Raw genomic sequence first — 23,998 nt, forward strand, 5'->3', positions numbered from 1 at the left:
TATCTCAATAGTTATATTTTCTGTACTACCAAATACATTGTTATTTTTATTTTTTAAAACTTATTTTATCTGTTATAATAGCTATAGAATTAGAAATGGGATGATACTTTGAATTTTAAGGACAAGATTAGAAATTTTATGATTGGTCGAAACGGACACGATGAGCTTAATTTTTTCATCATCGGTCTTGTTGGCGTTTTGTTAATTGTAAATATTTTTGCTAAGAAGAGCTTTATACTTACTCTTGCGCTCGTCTTTCTTATTTATTCTTACTACAGAGCTCTTTCAAAAGATATTTCTGCAAGGCAAGATGAGAATAAAAAATTTTTAGATACTGTGGAGCCACTGCGCAAAAAATTTAATTTTTCTAAAAACAAGGTTAAAAATAGAAAAGTTTATAAATATTTTAAATGCCCTAAGTGTGGTCTTCAAATGAAAGCACCACGCGGCAAGGGAAAAATTCTTGTCACTTGTAAAAAATGTGGCGAAAAATTCACAACTGAAAGTTAATTTAAAGAGCCCTGGTAACATGACCAAGGCTCTATTTTTGTTTTTATATTAGTATTTTATGATGCTCTTAACATTTTGTCCTTCCAAGAGCTCTCTTCCCTTTAAATCAATTAGTTCTATTAGGAAGAGCACGACCTCTATTTCTCCGCCCAATTTTTCTATTAAATTTACAGAAGCTTTTGCTGTTCCTCCAGTTGCAAGTAAATCGTCTACTATTGCAACTTTATCTCCCTTATTAATTGCGTCTACATGAATTTCTATTGAGTCTTCTCCATATTCCAAACTGTAGCTTTCTGAAATTTTATCAAATGGAAGCTTTCCTGGTTTTCTAACTGGTATAAATCCCTTGTTAAGTTTATAAGCAAGAGCCGATGCAAATATAAATCCTCTCGCTTCTATTCCGACAATTTTGTCGACATCAGGTCCAATTTTTTCTGCCATGACATCAACTGCTTCTTTAAAAGAATCTTTATCTTGCAATAGAGTTGTTATATCTCTAAATACTATTCCTTCTTTTGGATGATTTTCTATACTTCTAATAGTTTTTTCTAAATTCATAGACACCTCCGACTTTTATATTATATCATATTGAACTATTGATGTTTTGTTTCTTTGAAATTTTATATTTTAATGATATAATTAGATAATTACCTCAGAAAGGAATGATTATGTGAGTATTTTACAAAGTAAAGTTAAAGTTGAAGAAAAAAAGATTAGAAAAGCAAATTTTTTAGAGGCACTATTTGTGTTTTGCACGCTAATAATTGTAATGTTCGTCTCAATAATTTTTTATAAACAAGATCCTCATATACCTATGCTAATAGGCGTTGTGATTGCCTCCCTAGTATCTTTAAAAATCGGATACTCATGGAGCTTTATAGAAAAATCTATGATTGGTGGAATTTCACAAGCTATGCAGTCAATAATAATTCTTGCAATAATAGGAGTACTAATTGGTGTGTGGATACTTTCTGGAGTCGTACCAACAATGATTTATTACGGCCTTAAGTTAATCCATCCGTCAATCTTTCTTGTTGCTACTGTTATTATTTCATCTATCACATCTATTGCAACTGGAACTTCTTGGGGAACTGCAGGCACTATGGGAATAGCTCTTATGGGTATTGCAAAGGGTCTTGGAATACCTGCACCAATTGCCGCAGGTGCTGTCATCTCTGGTGCTTATTTTGGAGATAAGATGAGCCCACTATCAGATACCACAAATCTCGCACCGGCAATGGCTGGGACTGATGTCTTTACCCACATAAAGGCAATGGCAAAGCCAACAGTTATCGCCTATGCTATTACTCTTATTATATTTGGATATTATTCTTTTAAGTTTAGAGGAGAAAGTAGCGACCTTGTAAAAGTTTCTGAAATTATAGAAGGACTTGATAATAATTTTTATATTTCACCAGTGCTACTTTTGCCTCCTTTAATCGTAATAATTTCTATTGCAAAGAAAACTCCTGCCATTCCAGGAATTACTCTTGGAATAATTGCAGCAGCAATACTTGCCCCAATTTTTCAAAAATCAAATTTTGGTGAAATTCTGCACTGCTCCCTAGAAGGATTTACTTCAAATACTGGAATAGTTTCAATAGATGAGCTACTTACAACGGGCGGTCTAAATAACATGATGTCATCAATTTCTCTTACGATTATCGCAATGATGTTTGGTGGAATTTGTGAAAGCACGGGAATACTTGAGGCAATAGTTACAAAAATTGTAAAGAATGTAAAGTCAACAGTTGGACTTGTCATCACTACAATTCTAACCTGCTTTGTATCCAATGCAACAATGCCAGAACAATATATTTCTCTAGTTGTTCCAGGTAGAATGTTTAAAGAGGAATACAAAAATAGAGGTCTTCATCCAAAACTTTTATCATCAACACTTGAGTCTGGCGGAACTGTTACATCTGTTATGATTCCTTGGAACACCTGCGGAGTGTATATGACTAAAGTTCTTGGTGTATCAACAGTTGTATACCTTCCTTTTTTATTCTTTAATCTGCTTATGCCTATTGTGCAGGTCATAATAACTGCCACTGACAAGGATAAATATAATTTAGAAAATGATCCAGATACAGCTTTTTAGTTGAAAAAACTTGTATATATTGTATAATTGATTAGGAAATTTATTAAAGAGGTGATTCTTTGTATCAAGAAATTTACGATAAACTCTCTGTGGCTTATATGTCAAAGAAAAGTTTATTGGAAAAATCTATTTTTAAATACTTAGTGGCAGCAGCTCTTGCTGGATTTTTTGTAGGCGTTGGTTCGCTTATTATGTCACTTACAATGATGATTTTTAAAGACGTGAGCTTCCCTATTGTAAAACTTGTAAATGGATTTGTCTTTTCACTTGCACTTTCATATGTAATGTTTGCTGGTGGAGAATTATTTACAGGCATAGTACTTGTAATGGGTTTTGGAAAGCTTACTAAAAAAATTAATCTCTCTACAGTATTAAAAGTATTTTTATTTGCTTATATCGGCAATTTTATTGGCGGAATTATTATTTCATTATTATTTTCAATGACATCTGTTCCAGCAGATTTAAAAGCTACTATAGTTGAAATGGGCTATTCTAAAGTCTCCTATGACTTTACTAGTTTGGTTTTTAAAGGAATTATGTGTAATATTTTAGTTTGTCTTGCAGTTCTTCTATGCAACAGAAATATTTCTGATGCTGCAAAACTAATTTTAATATTCTGGTGCATCCTTCCATTCGTTGCTCTTGGATTTGAACACAGTGTTGCTAATATGACTTATCTAACACTTGCAAAAATCTTCGATCCAAACTTTACTGTTGGAATGATGCTTCACAACTTAGTTCCAGTTACAATTGGAAATATAATCGGTGGACTTTTAGTCGCACTGTCATATTATATAGTTGGAAAAGAATAAAAAAATCTTAAAAGTCTAAATTAATAGACCTTTAAGATTAATTAAAAACATTGGCTGTGCCAGTGTTTTTTTATTTTTCAATTTTTCTAAGCTTATCTCCCTTATTAAACATTGTAAAAGTTCCAGTGCTTATTAGCTTTTCGTCTTCATTATAAACTTCTACATAAACTACATTAATAGTTCTTCCTGAGTGGACAATTCTAGTCTTTGAGTAGAGTTTATCTTCTGGTTGTGATGCAGCTATAAAGTTTACACTTGAGTCAACTGTGACAGAAGTCTTACCCTTAAGAACTAGCATAAATCCAGCTGCGCTGTCCATTAAAGAATACAAAGCTCCCCCATGAATTACTCCAATGGCATTTACATGACCTTTATCTGGAGTCATTTCAATAACGAGATTGTCCCCCTCATAACTCTTCACTTTAAAATTATTTGCACGTGCATAATCATCATTATTTATTCTTTCAATTAATAATTCTTCACTCATCTTTCTCCCCCATTTACGTCAAAAATTTTAACTGTTCTATTTTTATATCTTCAAGGTTTGATACAGTAAGGCCAATTAGCCTAATCTTATCACCCTCATATACCTCATTAAATATTTCTACCCCTTTTTCAAAAATATCTTCAGATTCATATATGGGAGTGGCGTAAGTTTTTGAACGCGTCTTAGTTACAAAGTTTTCATTTTTTAATTTTAATGTCAAAGTGTATCCAGATATTTCTTTATAAATTAAATCTTCTGAAATTTCTTCTGCAAAATCTTTAAGATGATTTTTTAAAACCTCGCGCGAGCTAGTTATTTCAAAAGTTGTCTCTGTGCCTAGGCTCTTTCGCAAAACTCCCACTTCAACTTCTCTATTGTCGATGCCTCGAATCCTGTCATAAATCTCCTTGCCCTTCTTCTTAAAAAGCTCCGACAAAAAACTCTCTGGCAGTTCATACAAATCAGAAACTGTATTTATGCCAAGAGATTTTAATTTTTTCTCAGACTGTTTTCCTATCCCGTGAACCTTATTGATATCAAGGGGAAGCAAAATTTCTGGAACATCTTCTGGCTTTATTATCTTTATTCCATTTGGTTTATTCCAATCACTTGCAAGTTTTGTCAAAAATTTATTGTAGCTAAGTCCAACGCTCACAGTAAGCCCTGTCTCTTCAAATACTTTTTTCTGAAGCCTTCTTGGAGCATCAATTCCATATCCAAGTCCTGTTATATCTAAATAGCTCTCGTCGATTGAAACTTTTTCAATTTTATCTGTAAAAGTTTTAAGCACGTCAAAGACTTCTTTAGATTTTTCTAAGTACCTTGCCCTTCTCATTGGTTTAATAATCAAATGATCGCAGAGATTTTTTGCCATAAACATTGGCATTGCAGAGTGAATCCCGTATTTTCTCGCCTCATAATTTGCCGTAGTCACAATTGCGTGATCTGATTTTCCTCCAACTACGACGGGCTTACCGATAATAGTCGGATCGTCTAACTCTTCAACTGAAGCATAAAAGGCATCTATATCAACATGCATAATAGTTCTCATTACATCACCAAAAATTTAATACTGCATGATAATTCTATCACAGTAGATAATAAAACACTAGTTTGTATTCATTTTTAACTTGCTGAATCTGTGTTTTGTCATATCAAAATAATTGATTTTTGACCACAATAATATTAAACTTATTATAATGGTTTAAACTTTTTAAGGAGGTAATTATGAAAATAAAGAAAAGTTTTTTATACATAATGATGATTTTATTTTTATTGCCATTATTTTTAACAAGCTGCATTGATTCTCAGTCTAAGGAAAGTGACAAAGAAGCTCCAGCTAAAGAAGTAGAAAAAGAAAAATATTATGCAGTGTTTACTGGAGAAGAAATTGAATCTGATGAGCAAAATAATAATAGACCTTTTGCAGTAATGCTAAACAATCATCCCGATGCACTGCCACAAGCAGGCCTTGCTGATTGTGATATTTTGTACGAATATAAAGTTGAAGGTGAGTACACAAGATACCTTGCAATATTTCAGTCAAAATTTCCTGATGTAAATATTGGCTCAGTTCGTTCAGCAAGGCCATATTTTGTCGACACTGCAAAAGAACTTAACGCAATTTACTGTCACTGGGGAGGCAGCCCAGAAGGTTATTCAGAAATTCCAAAAATTGGAGTAGATGATCTTGATGGAATTGCCCTTGAAGGAATTACTTATTTTAGAAACAAAGAAGTAAATAAAAAAAGACCACACGACGGTTACACAACTTTTGCAAATTTAAAAGAAGCTGCAGAAAAGAAAAACTTCACTCTTTCATCTGAGAATGAATTTTTTAAATTTGATCACACAGATGACAAAGAAGAATTAAATAAAATGGAGTCCATCGAAGTGCCAAGTGTAACACTAAACTTCTTTAAGCACTATAAAGAAGAAATTATGTACAATCCAAAAACTGACAAATATGTAATCGTTAGAAATGGCGAAAACATAATTGATGAAAATTCTAAAGAAGACTTCACTCCATCAAATATAATAATTTCCTATGCAAATTCAAAAGTAACTGGTGCAAATGGAACACTTACAATTTATAATATTGGTGAAGGAAGCGGACTATTATTAACTAACGGCAAGTTAGTCGAAATTAATTGGTCAAAACCTGATGCATCTTCTAGAACAATTTACACTCAAAAAGATGGCAGCGAAATTTATCTAAACCCAGGACAAACACTCATTGCAACAATTGATGATAACGAAGGCTCTGTAGTGTATGAAAATCCAGAAGAAAATGCAGAAAGCTCTAATGCTAACAATGCAAACTCAACAAATAATGCAAAATAATTTTAAATAATTGGTGTCATATGGCGCCAACTATTTTTTTGCTTTTTAAGATGTGTTTTATTTGGTATAATCTCATTGTATTACTTAAATGGAGAGATGAGATGAAGAGACAGGTTATTTTATATGATTTTGACAACACATTAGTTGGATGCGAGTCCATCTGGATGCTTTGGAGATATGCCATAAATAGAAGAAAGATGAGCATTTTTCAAATTCCAATTAGAGCAACTCTTGGATTTTTTGGATTTATATTTAAAAGAGACTTTAAATACATGAAAAACGCCATGGTCTATCCCATGAAAAAACTTTCCGAAGATGACTTAAAGGACTTCATGACAAATTATCTCTATCCAAAATATTTTTTTAAGGACGGCATAAAAGAATTTAAATCTCACGACAAAGATGCAGTTAAAATTTTGTGCTCAGCATCTGCCACAAATTATATAAAATATGTAAGAGAAATTTTAGACTTTGATCACATCATTGGAACGGATCTTGACAGTGACTTTAAAGTTAAAAGCAAAAACAACAAGAGAGAGATTAAAGTTTTAAGGATAAAAGAATATTTAGAAAAAAATAATATTGAAATTGATTACGAAATATCCAAAGCTTATTCAGACTCCTACAAGGACGACAGATTTATGATGGAGCTTGTCAAAAATAGATATTTAATAAATTCAAAGGTAAAAAAAGAGGGCTATAAAAATCTCACTTGGAGATAATAGCCCTTATTTTTATTCTATTTCTAATAAATATTTTTCAATGGCCTCTGCAATCATGTCGTAGGATTTTTCACCTTGGAAGGAATAAACTTCCTCTCCATTTTTATAGAACTTTGTAAGTGGCAATTGATATATTTCATTTTTCTCTGCAAAATCTCTATTCTTGTCAACGTCCATATAGTAGGCTGATACGTTTTTAAATTCATCTGTAAGCATTGCCTCAACAATTTCCATAAGCGCCATGCAGTGAGTGCATCTTGGAGCTCCGAAAACACAGATGGAGTATTCGTTTTTGGAAATAATTTCTGCAAAGTTTTGACTGAAGATATTTTTGATGACGCTGTTGTTTTTCCTAATCATTTCTTTATTTTCTGCCAAGTCTTTTGGTGATTCTGATTCTTGTGAAAGTGGGTCAATGTCGTTAGATAAAACAGCGCCAGGCACATTTGTAAGGGGTGCCTCTTTAAACTCTCCTGCGCCTTTTAGTCTATAGTAGGACATATCTTCAATTACTTCTATGTCATTTTCATCTTTATCTACATCCATGTATTCGTAAGGGTACCTGTAGACCCTATAAATTAAATTGTTCCTTAGCATGTTTTCGGTGTCAGTTCTATATGGACAGCTCCACTCCCAAACAATTTCTTTATCTCTTGTAACTTCAACTACCATGCCCTCCGTTGCAAGAGTTATTAAAGTGTTTCCATTTGGAAGTCTCTGCAAATTGCCTCCGTATGGGGAATAAAATTTATAGCCGTTAAGAGGAATTGAAAATCCAAAGTCTCTCGGATCTATGCTCCATGTTTTTGAAAGTGTAATTGGATTTATCTCCAAAACTCTAGAATAATTTCTCACGAAGGGAAGAAGTCCAGATGGCGATGTCAGAGTTGGAGGTCCATAGCCGCAGCTTCCTCCGTTGTCAAAAATTAAAAGATTGCCCTCTCCCTCAAGCCCCTTTGGAATAATGCTTGCAAAAGTTGATCCGACAACTGGTCCAATTTTGTGAAAATCTTTAAAGCTTGGACCTAGCTTGTAACATATTCTAGACTTCTTTTTGTCTATTATTCCAATAATATTTGCAGCTCTTGCTGTAAATAAAATATTATCTGGATGAAATCTTGTGTCTCCCTGATCATACCACTTATTTTCTCCAATTACAGAAATTGAAGTAACATCTAAGAAGTTGCCCAGTTGATTTTCTGTAATTCTAAGGTTTGGATTTCTATAAATTACGTTTTTCGCCTCTTCAGAAAATCCCAGCTCGTCGAAGTGTTCACTAAAGGAGAATTTCCACAAAATATTTCCTTCATAATCTATTTCTAAAATTACATCATCAAGAAGAGTTTTATCAGAAATATCGCTCTTCACAATTTCGTCGTGCACAAGTAGAAGAGTATTTGGCTCATCTACCTTTCTTTCTGTTGGATAGTAGTATCCCACAGAGTTTCCCTCTCTTTGAAAGTCAGAGTGTGCCTTTGCCATCCACTTTGGGGAGTATCCCCGATCACTCATGTATTTAAAACCATCGAAGTCGAAGAGCACATCCCCTTCTTTATTAAATTCTAGTAACTTTATCCCGTCACTTACTCCAAAGTCAGACGATCTGAAGGAAGATATGCTCATTATATTTCCGTTACTAAACATCTTGGCAGGCATTGGGTTTACAGAATATCTGTATAATTCTGTCCCGTCCATTTTAGTAACAAGAGCTCCATCTTTTGCCGTTGAAATTAAATTAATTCCATTGTAGCACTTGTCTTTTTTGTAAATAACAGTTCCTCTCGGATATACTCTCATACTATTCCTCTATTTCTAATGTACCTTTCGGCAAAAACTGTAGCCGTTGCACCATCGCTTGCTGCAGTGACGATTTGTCTTAAAACCTTTCGTCTAACATCACCTGCTGCAAAAATTCCATCTACAGAAGTTCTCATCATCTCGTCAGTTTTAATAAATCCTCCATCATCAAGCTCAACTAAACCTTTTACGACATCGGTGTTTGGAGTCATCCCTGCAAAAATAAAAACACCATCAGATGAAACTGTGCTGTACTCATCTTCCTTAGAATTATAAAGCACAAGGCTTTCAACCTTGCCGTCTCCAATAATTTTTTCAAGTCGGCTGTTCCAAGTAAATGAGACTTTTGGATTTTGTTTTATCCTTTCAACTTCACGCGCATTTCCATCAAACTGGTCAACGTCGTGAATTATTATCATATTAATTGAATTGGTAAAGTTTGAAAGATAGTCGGCTTCCTCAAGTGCCAAGTCGCCAGAGCCTAAAATGTGAATATCTTTATTAATAAAATAATCTGCATCGCAAGTTGCACAGTAGCTTACGCCGCTTCCAGTTAGCTCGCGTTCTCCCGGAACATTTATTACTTTAGAAGATGTTCCTGTCGAAATAATTATGGCTTTAGTATAAAATACTCTCTTTCTCTTCGTAGTAATTTTAAAAAGCTCTCCCTCTTTTTCAATTGTCTTAACTGTCCCATAAGTAAAGTCGTTAGTAGAAAAAGACTCTGCATGCTTTTTAAATTCATCTACAATTTCTCTACCAGAGCTCTCCACAAATCCCGGATAATTTATTACTTCAGCTGTGTCGTTAATTCTTCCGCCAAAAGTGTATTCTTCGATTAAAAGCGTCTTTAAAAGAGCTCTTCCTGCATATACAGCTGCTGATAAACCAGCAGGCCCAGCTCCCACAATTATTAAATCATAATTCATACTATCACCTCAAATACTATCTACTGGATTTTTTGGTGCCTTCTGCAAAATTGTAAACTTTCCGTCTTTATATTCAGCTATATTAAAAAATCCATTTCGCCTAACCCTATTTGTCCAAAAATTTTCTATTGGAATATTTTCCATAATATTAAACATCGATACCATGGTCACGCCGTGAGTCACAATTAAAATCTTTTCGTCCTCTTCGGGATAAATCGCCTCTTCAAAAAATTTCTCCACCCTATTAATTAAATCGTATATGCTCTCCCCATCTTCTCTAAAGTATGAAGAGGGGCTGTTAAAATATTTTTGATGAAGATCTCTATACTTAGTCTCGACTTCCTTTAGAGTTTTGCCAGACCAATTCCCCACATCAATCTCTCTTAAGAGTTTAGTCTTTATTATATCTCTGTGCGGTGAAATTATTTTGCAAGTATCATAGGCTCTTCCAAGATCAGATGAATAAACTTTATCAAAGTCTATGTCCTTGCTACTTTCATAGAGGCCTTTTGCCATCTCAATTCCATCTTCTGTAAGTGGCGAGTCAAGTTGACCTTGGATTATTCCCTTTTTATTCCATTCGGTTTCGCCATGTCTTGTGAAATAAATCTTCATTCTTCCTCCATATCTTTTGAAAGCTTTCTTGCCTCTTCTGTTACTTTTTTTGGATAATTTAAATTTTCCAAAATCGCTATGGCGTTTCTTGTTTTCGCCGCGCCGTCTTTTAATAGATAGTCAAATTTAATATCTCCATCTTCAATCTTCTCTTCAAAATGCTTATTTGCAAAAATATCTTCCAATAAAATTGTAAGTTCTATGTCGTGAGTTGCGGCTATTACATAGTTGCCACTCTCTAGATATCTTAAAGTGGATGAGGCTGCAGAAATTCTATCTATTGTATTTGTCCCTCTAAATATTTCATCTAATAAAATTAATTGCTTTTTATCTTGATTAATCATCTCTACAATTGCCTTTGACTCTGCCATGAAGTATGACAAGTTTTCAGAAAGTGAATCCGAAATATCTATGGCAGATGAAATAATAATAGGTTCAATTTCAAAACTTTCGCCAAAAAATATTCCAAAAGTAAGTGCAAAGACTGCGTTAATGCCACAAGTTCTAAGATATGTTGACTTGCCTGATGCATTTGAACCAGTAAGAAGTATGGACTTAGAAAGGTCGAGATCATTTGGAACTGCAGATTTTAACAAAGGATTATATAGTTTTTTACCATAAATTCTATCGCCAAAAGTTGCGTCTTTTGCATCATAGGCCTTTATTACAGAAATCATTCCAATTTCTGCATCAATCTTTCCCATTAAATAGTAGAGTCTAAAAACTTTATCTCCGTGGGATTTAAAATATTTTTGTGAACTTGTAAATTGCCTTGCTTCAGTTAAAAATAAAATATTTTTATAAGTCTCTGCCCAGTCAAACTCAGGATTTCCAGACAAAAATCCAAAGGACTTAAGTGATTTCTTAAGTGGCGCGATCTCTCTTAAGAGTCTCTCGATTTCGTCTAGCTCCTCGAAAAATACTTCGTCTTTATATCTTGTCAATTTTTCTGCTGCAAAAATCATATTTCTAAGCTTTAAAAGCGCGTTTAATTTCCCCATTGTCTTCTTGTTAAACTCTTTATAAATGTAAGTGTTTCCAGCAAGTAAAACTACGGCCACAAAAAATGCAAGCTTCTGAAATATAAATATAGATATAATTATATAAATAGCTGTAAAAGAAAAAATTTTAGCAGCTGCGACGAGTTCTCCATCTACGTCAGTGTCATCATCTAAGAGCCCGAGAACATCATCTTTAAAATATCCCACACCTTGAAATATAAATTGAATTTTTTGAAGTAGACTTTCCTTATCCTTGTAGCTATTTCGATTCCTAATATCTTTTAAAAGCTCATCGCTATCTAGATTTATATTTCTTATTTTATAATAAAAATATTCAAGTCCGAGCCTTGACACTGAGTGGTTCATCTTCTCAATGACTTTGTCAAAGTTTAAATCTTCATATGTAATTTCTGTCAAGTTGCCGCCAAGTTTTTTGTAAATTCCGTCAATTTTTCCCTTAAATTTATTTGAATGAACTTTTCCAAAATCATTTTTTATGTCGAGCATTAAATTTTTTTCTCTGTTTTTTCTGCCAATGTAGTCGTATAAAAATACAAATAAGACAAGACCCAAAAATAAAATAATTGGAGCGTAGTATTCTTGCATAAAAAACCTCCTATACATACATTAACATTATACAACAAAGGTCTTTTTCATTAAAGTAAGAAGAGCACGAGGGAAAAGCTATAAAAATTTCCAATAAAAAAAGGCCGCCATAGGCAGCCCTAATTTAAAAATTATTTAAAGATTTCGTCTAGGTTGTTAAGAACAACTCTTCCGATATCGTCTTGAGCATCGATAGTTGATCCACCAACGTGTGGAGTTACATAAAGTCTATCTAGTTCAAATAATTTATTTTCTACTGGTACGTCTTGAGTGTCAAGTCCGCCACTTCCAAGTTCGTTAGAAAGTGTATCTAGGTTTGCTCCGCCTAGTTTACCGTTTTTAATGTAAGTGTAAAGGTCATCTTCATTTACAATTCCACCACGTGCTGCGTTTATAATGCAAGCTCCGTCTTTCATTTTTTCGAATTCTTCAGCACTGAATAAGTCTTTAGTGTCTGGAGTAAGTGGCATGTGAAGAGTAACTATATCAGAGTCAGTTACGATTCTGTCGAAGTCAACAAGTTCTACATAGTCAACTTTAATGTCATCTTTAGTTAGGAATGGGTCGTATGCAAGAACGTTCATGTGGAATACATTAGCGATTTCTCCAACTCTTCTTCCGATTGCACCAAAACCACAAATTCCTAGAGTTTTGTTTCTAAGTTCTCTACCAATCCATCTGTATTTGTTCCAGATTCCACCTTTAACTTCGTTTTGAGCTTGTACAGTGTTTCTGTAAAGGTCTAACATTTTTGCAAAAACAAGTTCAGCAACTGCGTTTGCGTTTTGTCCTGGAGAGTTTTTAACAGGAATTCCTTTTTCTTTTGCATATTCAAGGTCAATGTGGTTAGTTCCAGTTGAACCAACGAAGATTGCCTTTAAGTTTTTAGCTGCGTCAAGAACTTCTTTGTTGATGAATGGGTCAACTCTCATGATAAGAATATCATATGGTTCAATAATTTCAGCTAGTTTTTCTGAAGTTGGAAGCATAACTTTATCATATTCAATGCCTCTTTCTTCTAATCCTTTGTCAATTAAGTCTGACATATAATCTACTATTAACGCTTTCATAAAATCCTCCTTGTATGTATTTCTTCTACGATTACATTTTAATAGATAAAAAAATGTTTTTCAAGATATATTGCGACTAAATAAGGCCTTAGCCAAATTTTAATCGAAAGCATCCCGAAAAACATTATTTACTTACTTTAAGTTAATCTTTTTATACATAAATTATTTTATTATATGAAATTTTTACATCTTGAGTTTTAAACTCTTCACCACATTGTATCCTATTATTATTGTGATGATGGCCGTTATAAGGTCTGATGTTGGAGCGGCATAAAGAAGACCATTTACTCCAAAGTTTTTTGCAAAAATATATGAAAGCGGAATTAAAAGTATTACCTGACGAAGTAGTGCAATTACGATTCCCTTTTTTGCAAGTCCAATTGATGATAAAAATCCCATGGTAACTGGTTGGATTCCAACTAAAAATACAAAGAATAAAAATATTCTAAATAGCTTTACGCCAAATTCGTAGTATAGCTCTTCTCCTCCACCAAATAGTGCAAGGATTTGCCTTGGAAATAATTGAAATATCGCAAAGGAAATTAGAGAAACAAGTACAGCTTTTTTAACTGCTTCGACATATACATCGATTACTCTTTGATACTTCCTTGCCCCATAGTTAAATGATGCAATTGGTTGAAGTCCCTGAGACAGTCCAATATTTATTGAGAAGAAAATCATATTTACCTTCATGACAATTCCAATTGCAGCAAGGGGTATGTTTGAACCATACTCTGATAGGCCTCCGTAATACCTAAAGAAATTATTTAAAACTACTTGCACAACAAGCATGGCTACTTGGTTAAATCCACTTGCTGAACCAAGACGCGCTATTTGCGATACATGTCTAAAGTCAAGCTCTATAAATTTATTTTCCAAATCGACAGATTTAAATTTATTTTTAATGTAGTAAATAACCATTATAAAGGAAATGATTTGACTTAAAACAGTGGCAAGTGCCGCCCCCCTCATTCCCATGTCGAAGACAAAAATAAAAATTGGATCTAGGAATATATTTACAATTGCGCCAACTGCCATGGCATACATTGAATACTTAGGCGTCCCGTCAGCTCTTATTAAGGTTGAACCCACATTTACAAGTATTAAAAATACAAATCCAAGTGATGTCACAGAAATATATTCAACTGCATACTTCATTATCTCATCTGTTGCACCAAAAGCTGTTAAAATTTCCTTCATGAACACTCTCGTGATTATTGCAAGAATAATTCCAAGAGTCGCTGCAAGTGTAAGCCCGTTTCTTATATAGTGCTTGGACTCATCGTATCTTCCTTCTCCAAGACATATATTAAAATTTGCCGCTGCTCCAATTCCACAAGTAAGTGCGATTGCAACGCATACTGTTGTGAGAGGAAAGGCAACATTTGTCGCGGCATTTCCCAAAATTCCAACGGAGTTTCCAATAAATATTTGGTCGACAATATTATAAAGTGCAGAAATTATCATTGCCAAAATACTTGGCACTGCAAACTGCATTAAGAGTTTGGGAATTTCTTCTGTTCCCAATATATTTCTATCTTCCAAATGTATCACCTTCTTAATTCCAAAAATCTTTATTAATATATCATTAAAAAATTTTTAAATCAATATTTTAAGTTTTAAATGATAATCCCAAACATTATTCTTGCGATTTTATTTTTTAATTAATTTAGTCGTAGTATAATGTTTTTAATAGGAGGAACTATGAAAAACTTTAAAATATTTATCGTACTTATTTTTTTAATTGTAGCTAGTGCATGTAACAAGAGCTCTACTGACGAAAATGTATATAATTATAAAACTGATTATGTCGGCGACAATTCCAAGGTCACAAAAATCGTGGACTCTGTCAAGCTCCCTTCCATTGTGAAAAGGGGAAATATAAAAATTGATTCAGATAGTGAGCCTTATGGTGTAATTATTTATTTAGAAAACACAGAAGACATAAATCCCCGCGACCTTTCTACTAACGCCGCAGTTTATTTTTCACTAATTTCTAATTTGGGTTATGTTGAATTTAAAGAGACAAGCGAAAAAACTATTGTAGTTTTTAAAAGAGATGAAATAGATAAGTTCTTAGAATCAAAGTACTTCAAAACTTCAAAAGAAATTGGAAGTAGTGAAAAAAGTTTCTACGACTATATTGAAAAATCAAGGACAGAACTTGCCTACTAATGCACAAACCGGTGAATTATTTCACCGGCTTTTTTTGAAATTAAATCAAAATTATAATTTGAGTTTTGAATTTTTTAAATTGTCTTTTAAAGAATAAATCGTCTTGCCACTAGAGAGTTTAACTGTCTCTGCGTGAAAGAGTGCTGATAAAACTGATTCTTCAATTGATTCAATTGATGCTCTAAACACATCGTTTATGTGCTCATCTGAAATGTATTTGATGTTGTGAAAATCTTCATCTATTATTTTATTTGCAGTTGAAAAAGTAATAGCGATATCACCACTACCGCTTCCAATAATTGAACCAACATTTGCAAGAGCAACTGTAGCTCTTTTGGAAACTCTCTTAAGCTGGATGTTAGAAAGGGGAATGTCCGTTGCAATTACAATAATTATTGAACCCTTCTCTCTTTCTATTTCTTTATTTTTAAAAGATTCATACATCTCTCTTCCAATTTTTCGCCCGTCAATTTTTAAATCTTTAATTCTTCCAAAGTTAGAAAGGACTATTGAACCGAGAGTGTAGTCTTTATCTAAAATATTTAAAACTCTAGACGATGAACCAATACCACCCTTAAGGCTCATGGTAATCATTCCAGTTCCTGCCCCAACAGAACCTTCAGAAAAATCCTCTGTCGCATTTAAAATTGCACGAGTCGCATGTATATCTTTAATTGCCATGGACCTCATGTCGTTAATGACTCCGTCGTTACATTCTGTCACTATTATATTTGGAGCTGGACTCTTCTTCCCAATGTTTTCGTATTTCGAAATCATATACTTATTAGTGCCACTTAAAACATCGCCAACAGACATAGTGTTAGTCATCATAATCGGAGCCTCGAGAAGTCCCAACTCTTCAAGTTGAATTAGACCTGTTGATTTTCCATAGCCGTTAATCACTTCACAGGAGCAAAGTAGCTTTTCGTTAAATACATCGCCTTCATGAGGTATTATTGCAGTGACGCCCGTTTGATTTATTTTATCCTTTATCGTAAAGTGCCCAACTTTTACGCCAGGCACATCGGTAATCTTATTTAATTTTCCACTTTTAAAATCCCAAGTTTTAATTATATCTGATTTAATCCCCATAATTAATTTCCATTTCTACACCAAAAATCTGTAAGCTCGTCATACTCCTTCATGATGTTTTCTATAATATCTTTTGCACTTTCAATCTCTGTCAAGTACTCCAAGCCTTCTCCTGCCATTATTGAGCCCCAGTCGCTGTCTCCATCTTTTACGGCTTTTAATGTAGATCCAACGGCATATTTTTCAAATTCTTCTACTCCTGCTCCTTTTAGTTCAAGCTCAAGTAGTTTATCTGTAAGACTATTTTTTAAGCATCTAACTGGATGCGGTCCAGTTATTCCTGTTACAATTGTGTCTCTATCAGTTGCATCTATTAAAGCTTTTTTGAAGTTTTCGTGAACTGGAGTCTCTTCTGCTACCAAAAATCTTGTTCCCATTTGCACTCCGCTTGCTCCCAAAATTTCTGCAGCAAAAATTTGTCTTGCTGTGTAAACGCCACCTGCTGCTACAACTGGGATGTTTACTGAACCAACTATTTCTGGAAGAGCTGCAAAAGTATTTAACTTTCCAATGTGTCCTCCAGCTTCTGCCCCTTCAAAAACACAGGCATCTGCACCGAGACTCTCAACCTTCATTGCCATCTTCTTATTTGCAATAATTGGAATGACTTTTATACCATTTTCTTTCCAATATCCAATATAAGGAGCTGGGTTTCCCGCACCACAAGTTACAATTTTAACTTTCTCTTCTACAACTAATTCTTTTAGTTCTTCTACATCGCTATGCATTATAACAACATTTACACCAAATGGTTTATCTGTAAGCTCTCTCATCTTGCGTATTTCCCTACGCACCTCTTCTGGTGTAAAACCACCAGTTGCAATCATGCCAAGTCCACCTGCGTTTGAAACTGCTGAGGCAATCTCAGATGTTGAAATATTTGCCATCGCGCCCTGCAGTATTGGATACTCTATGTTTAATAACTCTTGAATGTTCATAATTTTCTCCCCCAAATTAGTCTACATTTTTATATTTTATACCCAATAACTTTCTCGCAGACTCAAAACTCTGAATATAAAAAAGTCCACCCTGAGGTGGACCCACACTTTTATCATGAAGTTTTTGTATCTTTGTCTTTATCTTTTTCTTTTTCTTCAACTCTATCTTTTTTTAGAGTTATTCTAAATCTAGTTCCAATATCAATCTTAGAACTAATTTCTAGCTTACCATCAATTGACTGCATGATGTGTTTTACAATTGAAAGCCCAAGGCCTGTTCCTCCAATTTTTCTTGAGCGCGACTTGTCAACTCTATAAAATCTTTCGAAAATTCTATTTAAGTCGTTATTTGAAATACCAATTCCCGTATCTCTTATCTCAACGACAACAGTTTTTTCGTGGTCTTCTATATTAATTGAAAGGGATCCTTTGTCTCTATTATACTTAATTCCGTTGTTAATAATATTGCCAAATAATTCCCACATCATGGTCTTGTTTTCAATTATTGTGCCATCGCCTGTAAGAGTTACAGAAATATTTTTCTCTTCTACAAGACTTTCGTTAGCTTTTATCAAATCTCTCATGAGTTTATTTAAATCTATCTCTTCCCTTGTAAAGCTTACGTCGCTGTCAAGTTCAGAAATCTTCATTATGTCCTCAATAAGAGTAAGAAGCCTCTTGGAGTCGTTGTAAATTAATTTGTAGAATTCTTGTTTGTTCTCATCGTCGACCATATCGTTTACGAGAAGTTCAGAAAATCCGCAAATTGATGTCAGTGGAGTCTTTAATTCGTGACTTACGTTAGAAGAAAACTCTTCACGCATCTTAAGAGCCCTTATCTCTTCTGTCTCGTCAATAAATAAAAGGACAACTCCCTTAACTCTTTTGTCTTCAAAAACTGGATTGATGTAAGTTTTAAATTTTCTATCATTGATATCAGAAATTGTCTCTCTGCTGTCACCACGTAGTGCCTTTTCAATTAAATTTATAAGCTCTTCATCTCTTATTAAATTCAAAATACTTTCGCCAATGAAGTTTCTCTTGGCATCAAATAATTTTTCGGCAGAATTGTTTACAGATAGCAGATTTTTATTTTCATCAATTATTATCAAAGCTTCTTTCATATTTCTTAGAATTGTTTGAATCGTGTCCTTCTCTCTTTTTAATTCCTTTAAATTATCTTTTATGACATTGTTTTGTTTATTTATTTTCGTTATGAAAGGACTTAGTTCTGGAAATTTTAGAACATCTATATTTGTAAGATCTTCGTCAAGATTATTTAAAGGCGCGAAAGTTTTTTTAGTGACCTTACGAGATATTACAGATCCAATTAGAAATATAAGAAGTGTGAGAATTAAATCAATTGGTAAAACTTTAATAAATGCACCAACTAAATTGTCCATTTCTCTGGCAATTCTAATTACATCTCCATTATCTAGTTCTCTCGATACATAATATAAATCCTTAGATAAAGTTGTTGAGTATCTAACTACTTGTGCAAATCCTGTTTCCTTTGCCTTAATTACCTCTGGTCTATCGGCATGAGTTGGCAAAAATTTTGCATTTTGTGAGCTGTCAAAAATAACTTCACCGCTGCCTTTAATGAGAGTGATCCTAACATCTTTTCGACCCTTTGAAATTTTTTCAAGTAGATCAATGTCTTCTCCATACTTGTCCAAAGTCTTCTCAATGGAAAAGAGCATATCATCTAAGTCTTCATTTGACCTTGTTACGTATACAGAATAATACACAAACATTGAGGCAATAGTTGAAAGAAAGAGAACTAAAAAAGAAATTCCAAGTAAATATTTATTAAAATTTTTTCTCATTACTCTTTGCTAGATAGCATATAACCTACGCCTCTTATAGTTTTTATATACTTTCTCTTTTCTTTTAATTTATCTCTTAAAAGCTTAATGTGCATGTCCACAGTTCTCGTTTCGCCTTCATAATCATATCCCCAAATATAAGTTAAAAGCTTCTCACGAGAAATTACAATGTCTTTGTTTAAAACTAAATATTTTAAAAGTTCATACTCTTTAAAAGTAAAACTAACTTGCTCGCCGTCAATTGTAACAATTCTTTTTAAATCGTCTATGACTATTCCGTTAAATTCAAGTAAATTTTCTTTACTTCCCTCTGACTCAATTCTTCTTGCAATGGCACCTACTCTTGAGATAAGTTCCATTACAGAAAAGGGCTTTTTGATATAATCATCTGCTCCAAGATCAAGTGCTGATATAATATCATACTCTGTTGTCTTGGCAGTAATCATAATAACCCCAGTCTTTTTAGTCTGAGGATTTTCTTTAATTCTCTTTAGAATTTCAATTCCATCAATATCTGGAAGCATGATATCCAAAAGAACTAAATCAGCAGGCTTCTCCATATTCTCTTTGAAAAAATCCTCGCCATTTTCAAAGCACTTTACCTCGTAGCCTTTACTGGCAAGAGAATATTCAATTAGTTTTAAGATCGAAAGATCATCTTCTACAACATAAATTAACATACAATCATCCTTTTATTGAAAAAATTACCCAGTTTGAAATATTTACAGCGTGATCGGCAATCCTTTCTAAATATTTTGCAATCATTAAAAAATCAATTGCAGCTTCGGGGTCGAAATCTGATTTTATTATATCAATTATCTCGTCTCTTATCATCACAAAATAATTATCTACAACATCATCTTCTTTTTCAATCTGCATAGCAGATTCAATATCTCTATTGACAAAGGAATTAATTGCATTGTTTACTATTTCTATTGTAGAATCTGCCATTTTTTTAATTAGAGGAAATTTGTTTTGTCCATAATTATCTGGAAGAATCATGCAGATTTCAGCAATGTCTCTTGAGTTATCGCCAATTCTTTCCATGTCAGTAATCATCTTAAGTGCCGCAGAAATTCTTCTAAGATCTCCAGCAGCTGGTTGCTGTTCAACAAAAAGTTTTAGGCAATGTTTTTGAATTATTTCTTCATAAACGTCGATTTTTTCTTCGAACTTTAATACTTCTTGTGCAACTTGTGGATCTTTTTTATCTAAAAGCGAAATGGCTTTTTTAATTGCATTTTCGTTAAGCATAGCCATTTCTAAAAGTAAATTATTAAGATATTTTAAATCTTCATCGAATCTCTTTCTCATATCAACCAAACCTTCCTGTAACATAAAGTTCTGTCTTTTCTTCCTTAGGGTTTGTGAAAATATTTATAGTTTCGTCATATTCTACAATTACACCGTTTAAGAAGAAAGCAGTTTTATCAGATATTCTAGTGGCTTGTTGCATGTTATGAGTTACGATTACGATAGTATATTCGTCTTTTAATTGTTCTGTAAGTTCCTCTATTTTACCAGTTGAAATTGGGTCAAGAGCAGAAGTCGGCTCATCCATTAATATTATTTCTGGATTAACTGCAAGAGCTCTTGCGATACAAAGTCTTTGTTGTTGTCCACCTGAAAGAGATAGAGCTGATTTTTTAAGATCATCTTTAACTTCTTCCCATATTGCAGCTTGCTTAAGTGAATTTTCTACAATTTCATCAAGCTTAGCTTTATTTTTTATACCATGAGTCTTTGGTCCATAAGCAATATTTTCATAGATGCTCATTGGGAATGGATTTGGTTGTTGAAATACCATTCCAACTCTCTTTCTAAGTTTATTTACATCATAATTTTTGGCGTAAATATCTTCTCCATCAAGAGTTATTTTTCCATCAATTTTACAACCCACTACTAAATCGTTCATTCTATTTAAACACTTTAATAATGTTGACTTTCCACAGCCACTTGGCCCTATAAAGGAAAGTATTTCGTTTTTAAATATATTTAAATTTATATTGTGTAAAGCTTGAAAATCTCCGTAATATAGATCGAGATTTTCCACCTTCATTTTTTCTTCCAAAATTATTTTACCTCCGAAAGTTTTTCCGCAAGTTTTGTAGATGCATAATTAATTATTAATACTAAAACTAATAGCACCATTCCTGTTGCATATGCCTCGCCAACATGAAGACCTTCTGAAGAAAGCACATACATGTGAAGTGCCAAAGTTCTTGAAGAAGATGATAATGATGTTGGTAGTGATGTCGCCGTTCCCAAAGTGTACATTAGTGCAGCTGTTTCACCAACTACACGACCAATTGATAAAATTATTCCTGATAAAATCCCAGGTATTGCAATTGGAAGTACTACTCTAAAAATTGTTCTAAGCTTTCCAGCTCCTAGTGCAAAAGATCCTTGTCTAATAGAAGGATGAATTGACTTAAGTGCCTCTTCTGTTGCTCTCATTATAATTGGAAGTATCATGATTGATACAGTTAAAACACCAGATATAACTGAGAAGCCCATTTTTAATTTAATTCCAAAGAATAACATCCCAAAAAGTCCATAGACAATTGATGGAATACCTGCAAGAGTTTCTGTTGCAAGTCTTATTCCTTGAACTAATTTATTTTCTGTAGCTGTATATTCAACTAAGAATATTGCTGTGAAAATTCCAATTGGAGACGCAAACAAAATTGATAGAGCTACAGTTATAAGAGTTGTAACAATTGCTGGTCCCATGGACACATTCTCTGTAGTGTAGTTCATAGAAAGCATTTCGGGGCTAAAGTTAAATATTCCCTTGGCAACTACGAAGGCTACTATAAATACAAGGATTATAAAAGTAGATGCACTAAAGAGTCTTGTAAAAATTCTATAAAAGGAAACTTTTTTAACAAATTTTAAAAACAAGATAGCTGCTATAAAAAATATTAAAATTCCTATTGTAATTAGCTTAGCTATTTTGATCACTCCTTCTCTTCATAACAAAGAATCCAATATTTATTATTAGAATGAAGATAAATAGAACTGCCGCTGTAGCTATAAGAGCTTGTCTGTGATCTCCTGCTGCATAAGCCATTTCCAAAACTATGTTTGTTGTCATAGTTCTCATTCCCTTTAAAATATTAAATGTAAGTCTTGTTTGGTTACCTGCAACTAGAATTACTGCCATTGTCTCCCCAATTGCTCTACCTATTCCAAGAATAATTCCTGCAAAAATTCCTGATTTTGCAGTAGGAACCATTACTCTTGTAATTGTTTCATCGTGAGTTGCTCCAAGTGAAAGTGATCCTTGGTAATAAGATTTTGGTACAGTTCTAAGAGAGGATTCAGCCATTGATATTATTGTTGGCAAAATCATAATTAATAGAAGTTCCGATGCAGTTAACATATTCATTCCCGTACCGCCAAATAGTTGTTTGTTTATTGGCACTATAATAGTTAGTGCGAAGAAACCATAAACTATTGAAGGTATTCCAGTCATAAGGTTAAGTGCTGGTTTTAAAACTTTGTAAATTCTTTTTGGGCAATCAAATGCAAGATAACATGATACCATTATTGCTATTGGAACTGCTGCAACTGATGATAGAACTGTAATTATTACAGAACCCATTACCATTGGCAAAATACCATAGCTTGGTGGTTTGTTTGCTGGAGCCCATTTGTCGTTTAATAGAAATTCTTTTACTCCAACTTTAGATATGAATGTAAAAGAATCTTTGAAAATAAAGACGCATATTAGCAGCAAAAAGAAAATTGACAGTATAGAACAAAGCAGGAAGAAATATTTAAATACTTCTTCCTTAGTAAATGCTTTGACTTGGTTGTTTTTGCTGGCAGACGCCTTATTGATGTCTTCCATTTGTTTCATCCTTTTATCCAAGATTATTTAGAGATTTCTGACCATTCAGTAACTTTTCCAGTGAAAATGTCTTTTAGATTTTCCATAGTTACATCTTCTGTTGCGTTATCTTTGTTTACGATAACTGCGATACCATCGATTGCGATTACCATTGATTTAACTTCTGATTTTTCTTCATCTTTTAATTCTCTTGAAGCCATACCGATTTGAGCTGTTCCTTCGATTGCAGCTGTCATACCTGCTGATGATCCGTTTGCTTGGATATCTGCGTCAAATTTAGGGTTAAGAGCTTTATATGCTTCTACAAGTTTTTCCATAAGTGGTGCAACTGATGTTGAACCTGCAATTGAAATGTGTGCATCGTTGTCGATTGGTTCGTAAGTTTCAGTAGTTTCTTCTTCGATATATCCTTCATCAGCAACAATTTTTTGTCCTTGTTCAGACATAATGAATTTGATAAAGTCGTTTGTTTTTTCATCGATATCTTCTTTAAATGCAATGTTAAATGGTCTTGCTAGTTTGTAGTCTCCAGATTTAATATCTTCTGGATTAGCTTCTACTCCGTCAACTTTAAGTGCTTTAACAGTGTCGTTTAAAGAACCTAGTGAGATATAACCAATACTTTCAGCGTCATTTTGAACAGTTGTAAGAACTGCATCTGTTGATGATTGAACTGAAGCTTCTTCGTAAGTGTTGTCAACTTCGTTGTCTCCATCTTTTTCAAGTACGCCAGTAAGTTCTGTGAATGCTGATCTTGTACCTGAACCTTGTTCTCTTGAGATAACATTAATTGTTCCAAGGTCAGCTGATGCTTCTGTAGCTGGTTTGTTGTTAGCACCTTCGTTAGCTTGTTTGTCATTTGCTTGTTTGTTTCCGCCACAAGCTACAAGAGATGCTGCAAGAGCAATAATCATACCTAGTTTTCCAAATTTTTTAATTTCCAATCTCTTTCATCCTTTCAAATAATTATTATATTGAATTTATTTCATGTTCATTATAAGAATTGTTTGTAAATTAAAAAGCCGGGAAATGTAAAGAGTTTGTAAAATATTTTAAGGACTCCATATACATTGTAAATTTTAAAATACATTAAAAAAATCTGCCACATTAGCGGC

The 23,998-nt window shown here is 33.4% G+C and carries 24 protein-coding genes; 6 read left to right on the plus strand and 18 right to left on the minus strand.

Annotation, left to right across the window (positions count from 1 at the left end):
- Positions 1–108 precede the first annotated feature (108 nt).
- Positions 109–510: a hypothetical protein gene (locus ACOX6R_RS01650; protein ID WP_433446573.1), complete on the plus strand. Its 402-nt coding sequence runs from the start codon at positions 109–111 to the stop codon at positions 508–510.
- Positions 511–558: 48 nt separating this feature from the next.
- Here the strand turns inward: ACOX6R_RS01650 and ACOX6R_RS01655 are convergent, their stop codons facing one another.
- Entirely contained in the window at positions 559–1,068 is a 510-nt protein-coding gene (locus ACOX6R_RS01655; RefSeq protein WP_433446575.1) for an adenine phosphoribosyltransferase, read from the minus strand.
- A gap of 112 nt (positions 1,069–1,180) precedes the next feature.
- Between ACOX6R_RS01655 and nhaC the strand changes: the two genes are divergently transcribed.
- On the plus strand, positions 1,181–2,611 hold the full coding sequence (gene nhaC / locus ACOX6R_RS01660; RefSeq protein ID WP_433446577.1) for a Na+/H+ antiporter NhaC: 1,431 nt from the start codon (positions 1,181–1,183) through the stop codon (positions 2,609–2,611).
- Between the two features lie 59 nt (positions 2,612–2,670).
- Entirely contained in the window at positions 2,671–3,423 is a 753-nt protein-coding gene (locus ACOX6R_RS01665) for a formate/nitrite transporter family protein (protein ID WP_433446579.1), read from the plus strand.
- Between the two features lie 70 nt (positions 3,424–3,493).
- Here the strand turns inward: ACOX6R_RS01665 and ACOX6R_RS01670 are convergent, their stop codons facing one another.
- Positions 3,494–3,910 (minus strand): PaaI family thioesterase, encoded by a 417-nt coding sequence (locus ACOX6R_RS01670; protein WP_433446581.1) that lies wholly within the window; start codon positions 3,908–3,910, stop codon positions 3,494–3,496.
- A 13-nt stretch (positions 3,911–3,923) separates the two neighbouring features.
- Positions 3,924–4,961 (minus strand): DNA polymerase IV, encoded by a 1,038-nt coding sequence (locus tag ACOX6R_RS01675; RefSeq protein ID WP_433446583.1) that lies wholly within the window; start codon positions 4,959–4,961, stop codon positions 3,924–3,926.
- Positions 4,962–5,137: 176 nt separating this feature from the next.
- On the opposite strand from ACOX6R_RS01675, the gene ACOX6R_RS01680 reads away from it, so the two are divergent.
- Both ACOX6R_RS01680 and ACOX6R_RS01685 read left to right on the plus strand, forming a co-directional pair.
- The gene (locus ACOX6R_RS01680; RefSeq protein ID WP_433446585.1) at positions 5,138–6,253 is read left to right on the plus strand and encodes a DUF3048 domain-containing protein; all 1,116 of its coding nucleotides are present in this window, start codon (positions 5,138–5,140) and stop codon (positions 6,251–6,253) included.
- Between the two features lie 101 nt (positions 6,254–6,354).
- Positions 6,355–6,975 (plus strand): HAD family hydrolase, encoded by a 621-nt coding sequence (locus ACOX6R_RS01685; protein WP_433446587.1) that lies wholly within the window; start codon positions 6,355–6,357, stop codon positions 6,973–6,975.
- A gap of 12 nt (positions 6,976–6,987) precedes the next feature.
- Here ACOX6R_RS01685 and ACOX6R_RS01690 read toward each other — a convergent pair whose 3' ends face one another.
- The 6 genes from ACOX6R_RS01690 to ACOX6R_RS01715 form a co-directional block, all read right to left on the minus strand.
- Positions 6,988–8,772, minus strand: a complete 1,785-nt coding sequence (locus ACOX6R_RS01690; protein WP_433446589.1) for a thioredoxin domain-containing protein — start codon at positions 8,770–8,772, stop codon at positions 6,988–6,990.
- Positions 8,769–9,701, minus strand: coding sequence for an NAD(P)/FAD-dependent oxidoreductase (locus ACOX6R_RS01695; RefSeq protein WP_433446591.1), 933 nt, complete (start codon positions 9,699–9,701; stop codon positions 8,769–8,771). Before ACOX6R_RS01695 ends, ACOX6R_RS01690 begins: the two co-directional genes overlap by 4 nt.
- A gap of 9 nt (positions 9,702–9,710) precedes the next feature.
- Entirely contained in the window at positions 9,711–10,316 is a 606-nt protein-coding gene (locus ACOX6R_RS01700; protein ID WP_433446593.1) for a histidine phosphatase family protein, read from the minus strand.
- A complete protein-coding gene (locus ACOX6R_RS01705; protein ID WP_433446595.1) occupies positions 10,313–11,923 on the minus strand; it encodes a MutS-related protein in 1,611 nt (536 codons plus the stop codon). The genes ACOX6R_RS01700 and ACOX6R_RS01705 overlap by 4 nt, the downstream gene beginning before the upstream one ends.
- A 131-nt stretch (positions 11,924–12,054) precedes the next feature.
- Positions 12,055–12,993 carry a D-2-hydroxyacid dehydrogenase gene (locus ACOX6R_RS01710; protein WP_433446597.1) on the minus strand — a complete coding sequence of 313 codons (939 nt, stop codon included), beginning with the start codon at positions 12,991–12,993 and terminating at the stop codon, positions 12,055–12,057.
- Positions 12,994–13,176: 183 nt separating this feature from the next.
- Positions 13,177–14,538, minus strand: a complete 1,362-nt coding sequence (locus ACOX6R_RS01715; RefSeq protein WP_433446599.1) for an MATE family efflux transporter — start codon at positions 14,536–14,538, stop codon at positions 13,177–13,179.
- 159 nt (positions 14,539–14,697) lie between these two features.
- Between ACOX6R_RS01715 and ACOX6R_RS01720 the strand changes: the two genes are divergently transcribed.
- A complete protein-coding gene (locus ACOX6R_RS01720) occupies positions 14,698–15,168 on the plus strand; it encodes a DUF4825 domain-containing protein (protein WP_433446601.1) in 471 nt (156 codons plus the stop codon).
- Between the two features lie 51 nt (positions 15,169–15,219).
- Here the strand turns inward: ACOX6R_RS01720 and ACOX6R_RS01725 are convergent, their stop codons facing one another.
- The 9 genes from ACOX6R_RS01725 to ACOX6R_RS01765 form a co-directional block, all read right to left on the minus strand.
- Positions 15,220–16,260, minus strand: a complete 1,041-nt coding sequence (locus tag ACOX6R_RS01725) for a P1 family peptidase (protein ID WP_433446603.1) — start codon at positions 16,258–16,260, stop codon at positions 15,220–15,222.
- Positions 16,261–16,262: 2 nt separating this feature from the next.
- Positions 16,263–17,198, minus strand: coding sequence for a nitronate monooxygenase (locus tag ACOX6R_RS01730; protein ID WP_433446605.1), 936 nt, complete (start codon positions 17,196–17,198; stop codon positions 16,263–16,265).
- Positions 17,199–17,311: 113 nt separating this feature from the next.
- Positions 17,312–19,027, minus strand: a complete 1,716-nt coding sequence (locus ACOX6R_RS01735) for a sensor histidine kinase (RefSeq protein ID WP_433446607.1) — start codon at positions 19,025–19,027, stop codon at positions 17,312–17,314.
- Complete coding sequence (locus tag ACOX6R_RS01740) at positions 19,027–19,707, minus strand: response regulator transcription factor (protein WP_433446609.1); 681 nt, start codon at positions 19,705–19,707, stop codon at positions 19,027–19,029. The genes ACOX6R_RS01735 and ACOX6R_RS01740 overlap by 1 nt, the downstream gene beginning before the upstream one ends.
- Positions 19,708–19,711: 4 nt before the next feature.
- A complete protein-coding gene (gene phoU / locus ACOX6R_RS01745) occupies positions 19,712–20,341 on the minus strand; it encodes a phosphate signaling complex protein PhoU (RefSeq protein WP_433446611.1) in 630 nt (209 codons plus the stop codon).
- A gap of 1 nt (position 20,342) precedes the next feature.
- Positions 20,343–21,098 carry a phosphate ABC transporter ATP-binding protein PstB gene (gene pstB / locus ACOX6R_RS01750; protein WP_433446613.1) on the minus strand — a complete coding sequence of 252 codons (756 nt, stop codon included), beginning with the start codon at positions 21,096–21,098 and terminating at the stop codon, positions 20,343–20,345.
- Between the two features lie 2 nt (positions 21,099–21,100).
- Positions 21,101–21,931 (minus strand): phosphate ABC transporter permease PstA, encoded by an 831-nt coding sequence (pstA, locus tag ACOX6R_RS01755; protein WP_433446615.1) that lies wholly within the window; start codon positions 21,929–21,931, stop codon positions 21,101–21,103.
- A 43-nt stretch (positions 21,932–21,974) separates the two neighbouring features.
- Positions 21,975–22,883 carry a phosphate ABC transporter permease subunit PstC gene (gene pstC / locus ACOX6R_RS01760; protein ID WP_433446617.1) on the minus strand — a complete coding sequence of 303 codons (909 nt, stop codon included), beginning with the start codon at positions 22,881–22,883 and terminating at the stop codon, positions 21,975–21,977.
- A 23-nt stretch (positions 22,884–22,906) separates the two neighbouring features.
- Positions 22,907–23,827 carry a substrate-binding domain-containing protein gene (locus ACOX6R_RS01765; RefSeq protein WP_433446619.1) on the minus strand — a complete coding sequence of 307 codons (921 nt, stop codon included), beginning with the start codon at positions 23,825–23,827 and terminating at the stop codon, positions 22,907–22,909.
- Positions 23,828–23,998 lie beyond the last annotated feature (171 nt).

This window comes from Peptoniphilus sp., assembly GCF_050943655.1.
In the GTDB taxonomy this organism is placed as follows: Bacteria; Bacillota; Clostridia; order Tissierellales; family Peptoniphilaceae; genus Peptoniphilus_A.

Excerpts from the sequence above, each read along its gene's own strand:
- ACOX6R_RS01655 (WP_433446575.1), bottom strand. The coding sequence starts at position 1,068 with ATGAATTTAGAAAAAACTATTAGAAGTATAGAAAATCATCCAAAAGAA.
- ACOX6R_RS01670 (WP_433446581.1), bottom strand. The coding sequence starts at position 3,910 with ATGAGTGAAGAATTATTAATTGAAAGAATAAATAATGATGATTATGCA.
- ACOX6R_RS01675 (WP_433446583.1), bottom strand. The coding sequence starts at position 4,961 with ATGAGAACTATTATGCATGTTGATATAGATGCCTTTTATGCTTCAGTT.
- ACOX6R_RS01680 (WP_433446585.1), top strand. The coding sequence starts at position 5,138 with ATGAAAATAAAGAAAAGTTTTTTATACATAATGATGATTTTATTTTTA.
- ACOX6R_RS01685 (WP_433446587.1), top strand. The coding sequence starts at position 6,355 with ATGAAGAGACAGGTTATTTTATATGATTTTGACAACACATTAGTTGGA.
- ACOX6R_RS01690 (WP_433446589.1), bottom strand. The coding sequence starts at position 8,772 with ATGAGAGTATATCCGAGAGGAACTGTTATTTACAAAAAAGACAAGTGC.
- ACOX6R_RS01695 (WP_433446591.1), bottom strand. The coding sequence starts at position 9,701 with ATGAATTATGATTTAATAATTGTGGGAGCTGGGCCTGCTGGTTTATCA.
- ACOX6R_RS01700 (WP_433446593.1), bottom strand. The coding sequence starts at position 10,316 with ATGAAGATTTATTTCACAAGACATGGCGAAACCGAATGGAATAAAAAG.
- ACOX6R_RS01705 (WP_433446595.1), bottom strand. The coding sequence starts at position 11,923 with ATGCAAGAATACTACGCTCCAATTATTTTATTTTTGGGTCTTGTCTTA.
- ACOX6R_RS01710 (WP_433446597.1), bottom strand. The coding sequence starts at position 12,993 with ATGAAAGCGTTAATAGTAGATTATATGTCAGACTTAATTGACAAAGGA.
- ACOX6R_RS01720 (WP_433446601.1), top strand. The coding sequence starts at position 14,698 with ATGAAAAACTTTAAAATATTTATCGTACTTATTTTTTTAATTGTAGCT.
- ACOX6R_RS01725 (WP_433446603.1), bottom strand. The coding sequence starts at position 16,260 with ATGGGGATTAAATCAGATATAATTAAAACTTGGGATTTTAAAAGTGGA.
- ACOX6R_RS01730 (WP_433446605.1), bottom strand. The coding sequence starts at position 17,198 with ATGAACATTCAAGAGTTATTAAACATAGAGTATCCAATACTGCAGGGC.
- ACOX6R_RS01735 (WP_433446607.1), bottom strand. The coding sequence starts at position 19,027 with ATGAGAAAAAATTTTAATAAATATTTACTTGGAATTTCTTTTTTAGTT.
- ACOX6R_RS01740 (WP_433446609.1), bottom strand. The coding sequence starts at position 19,707 with ATGTTAATTTATGTTGTAGAAGATGATCTTTCGATCTTAAAACTAATT.
- phoU (WP_433446611.1), bottom strand. The coding sequence starts at position 20,341 with ATGAGAAAGAGATTCGATGAAGATTTAAAATATCTTAATAATTTACTT.
- pstC (WP_433446617.1), bottom strand. The coding sequence starts at position 22,883 with ATGGAAGACATCAATAAGGCGTCTGCCAGCAAAAACAACCAAGTCAAA.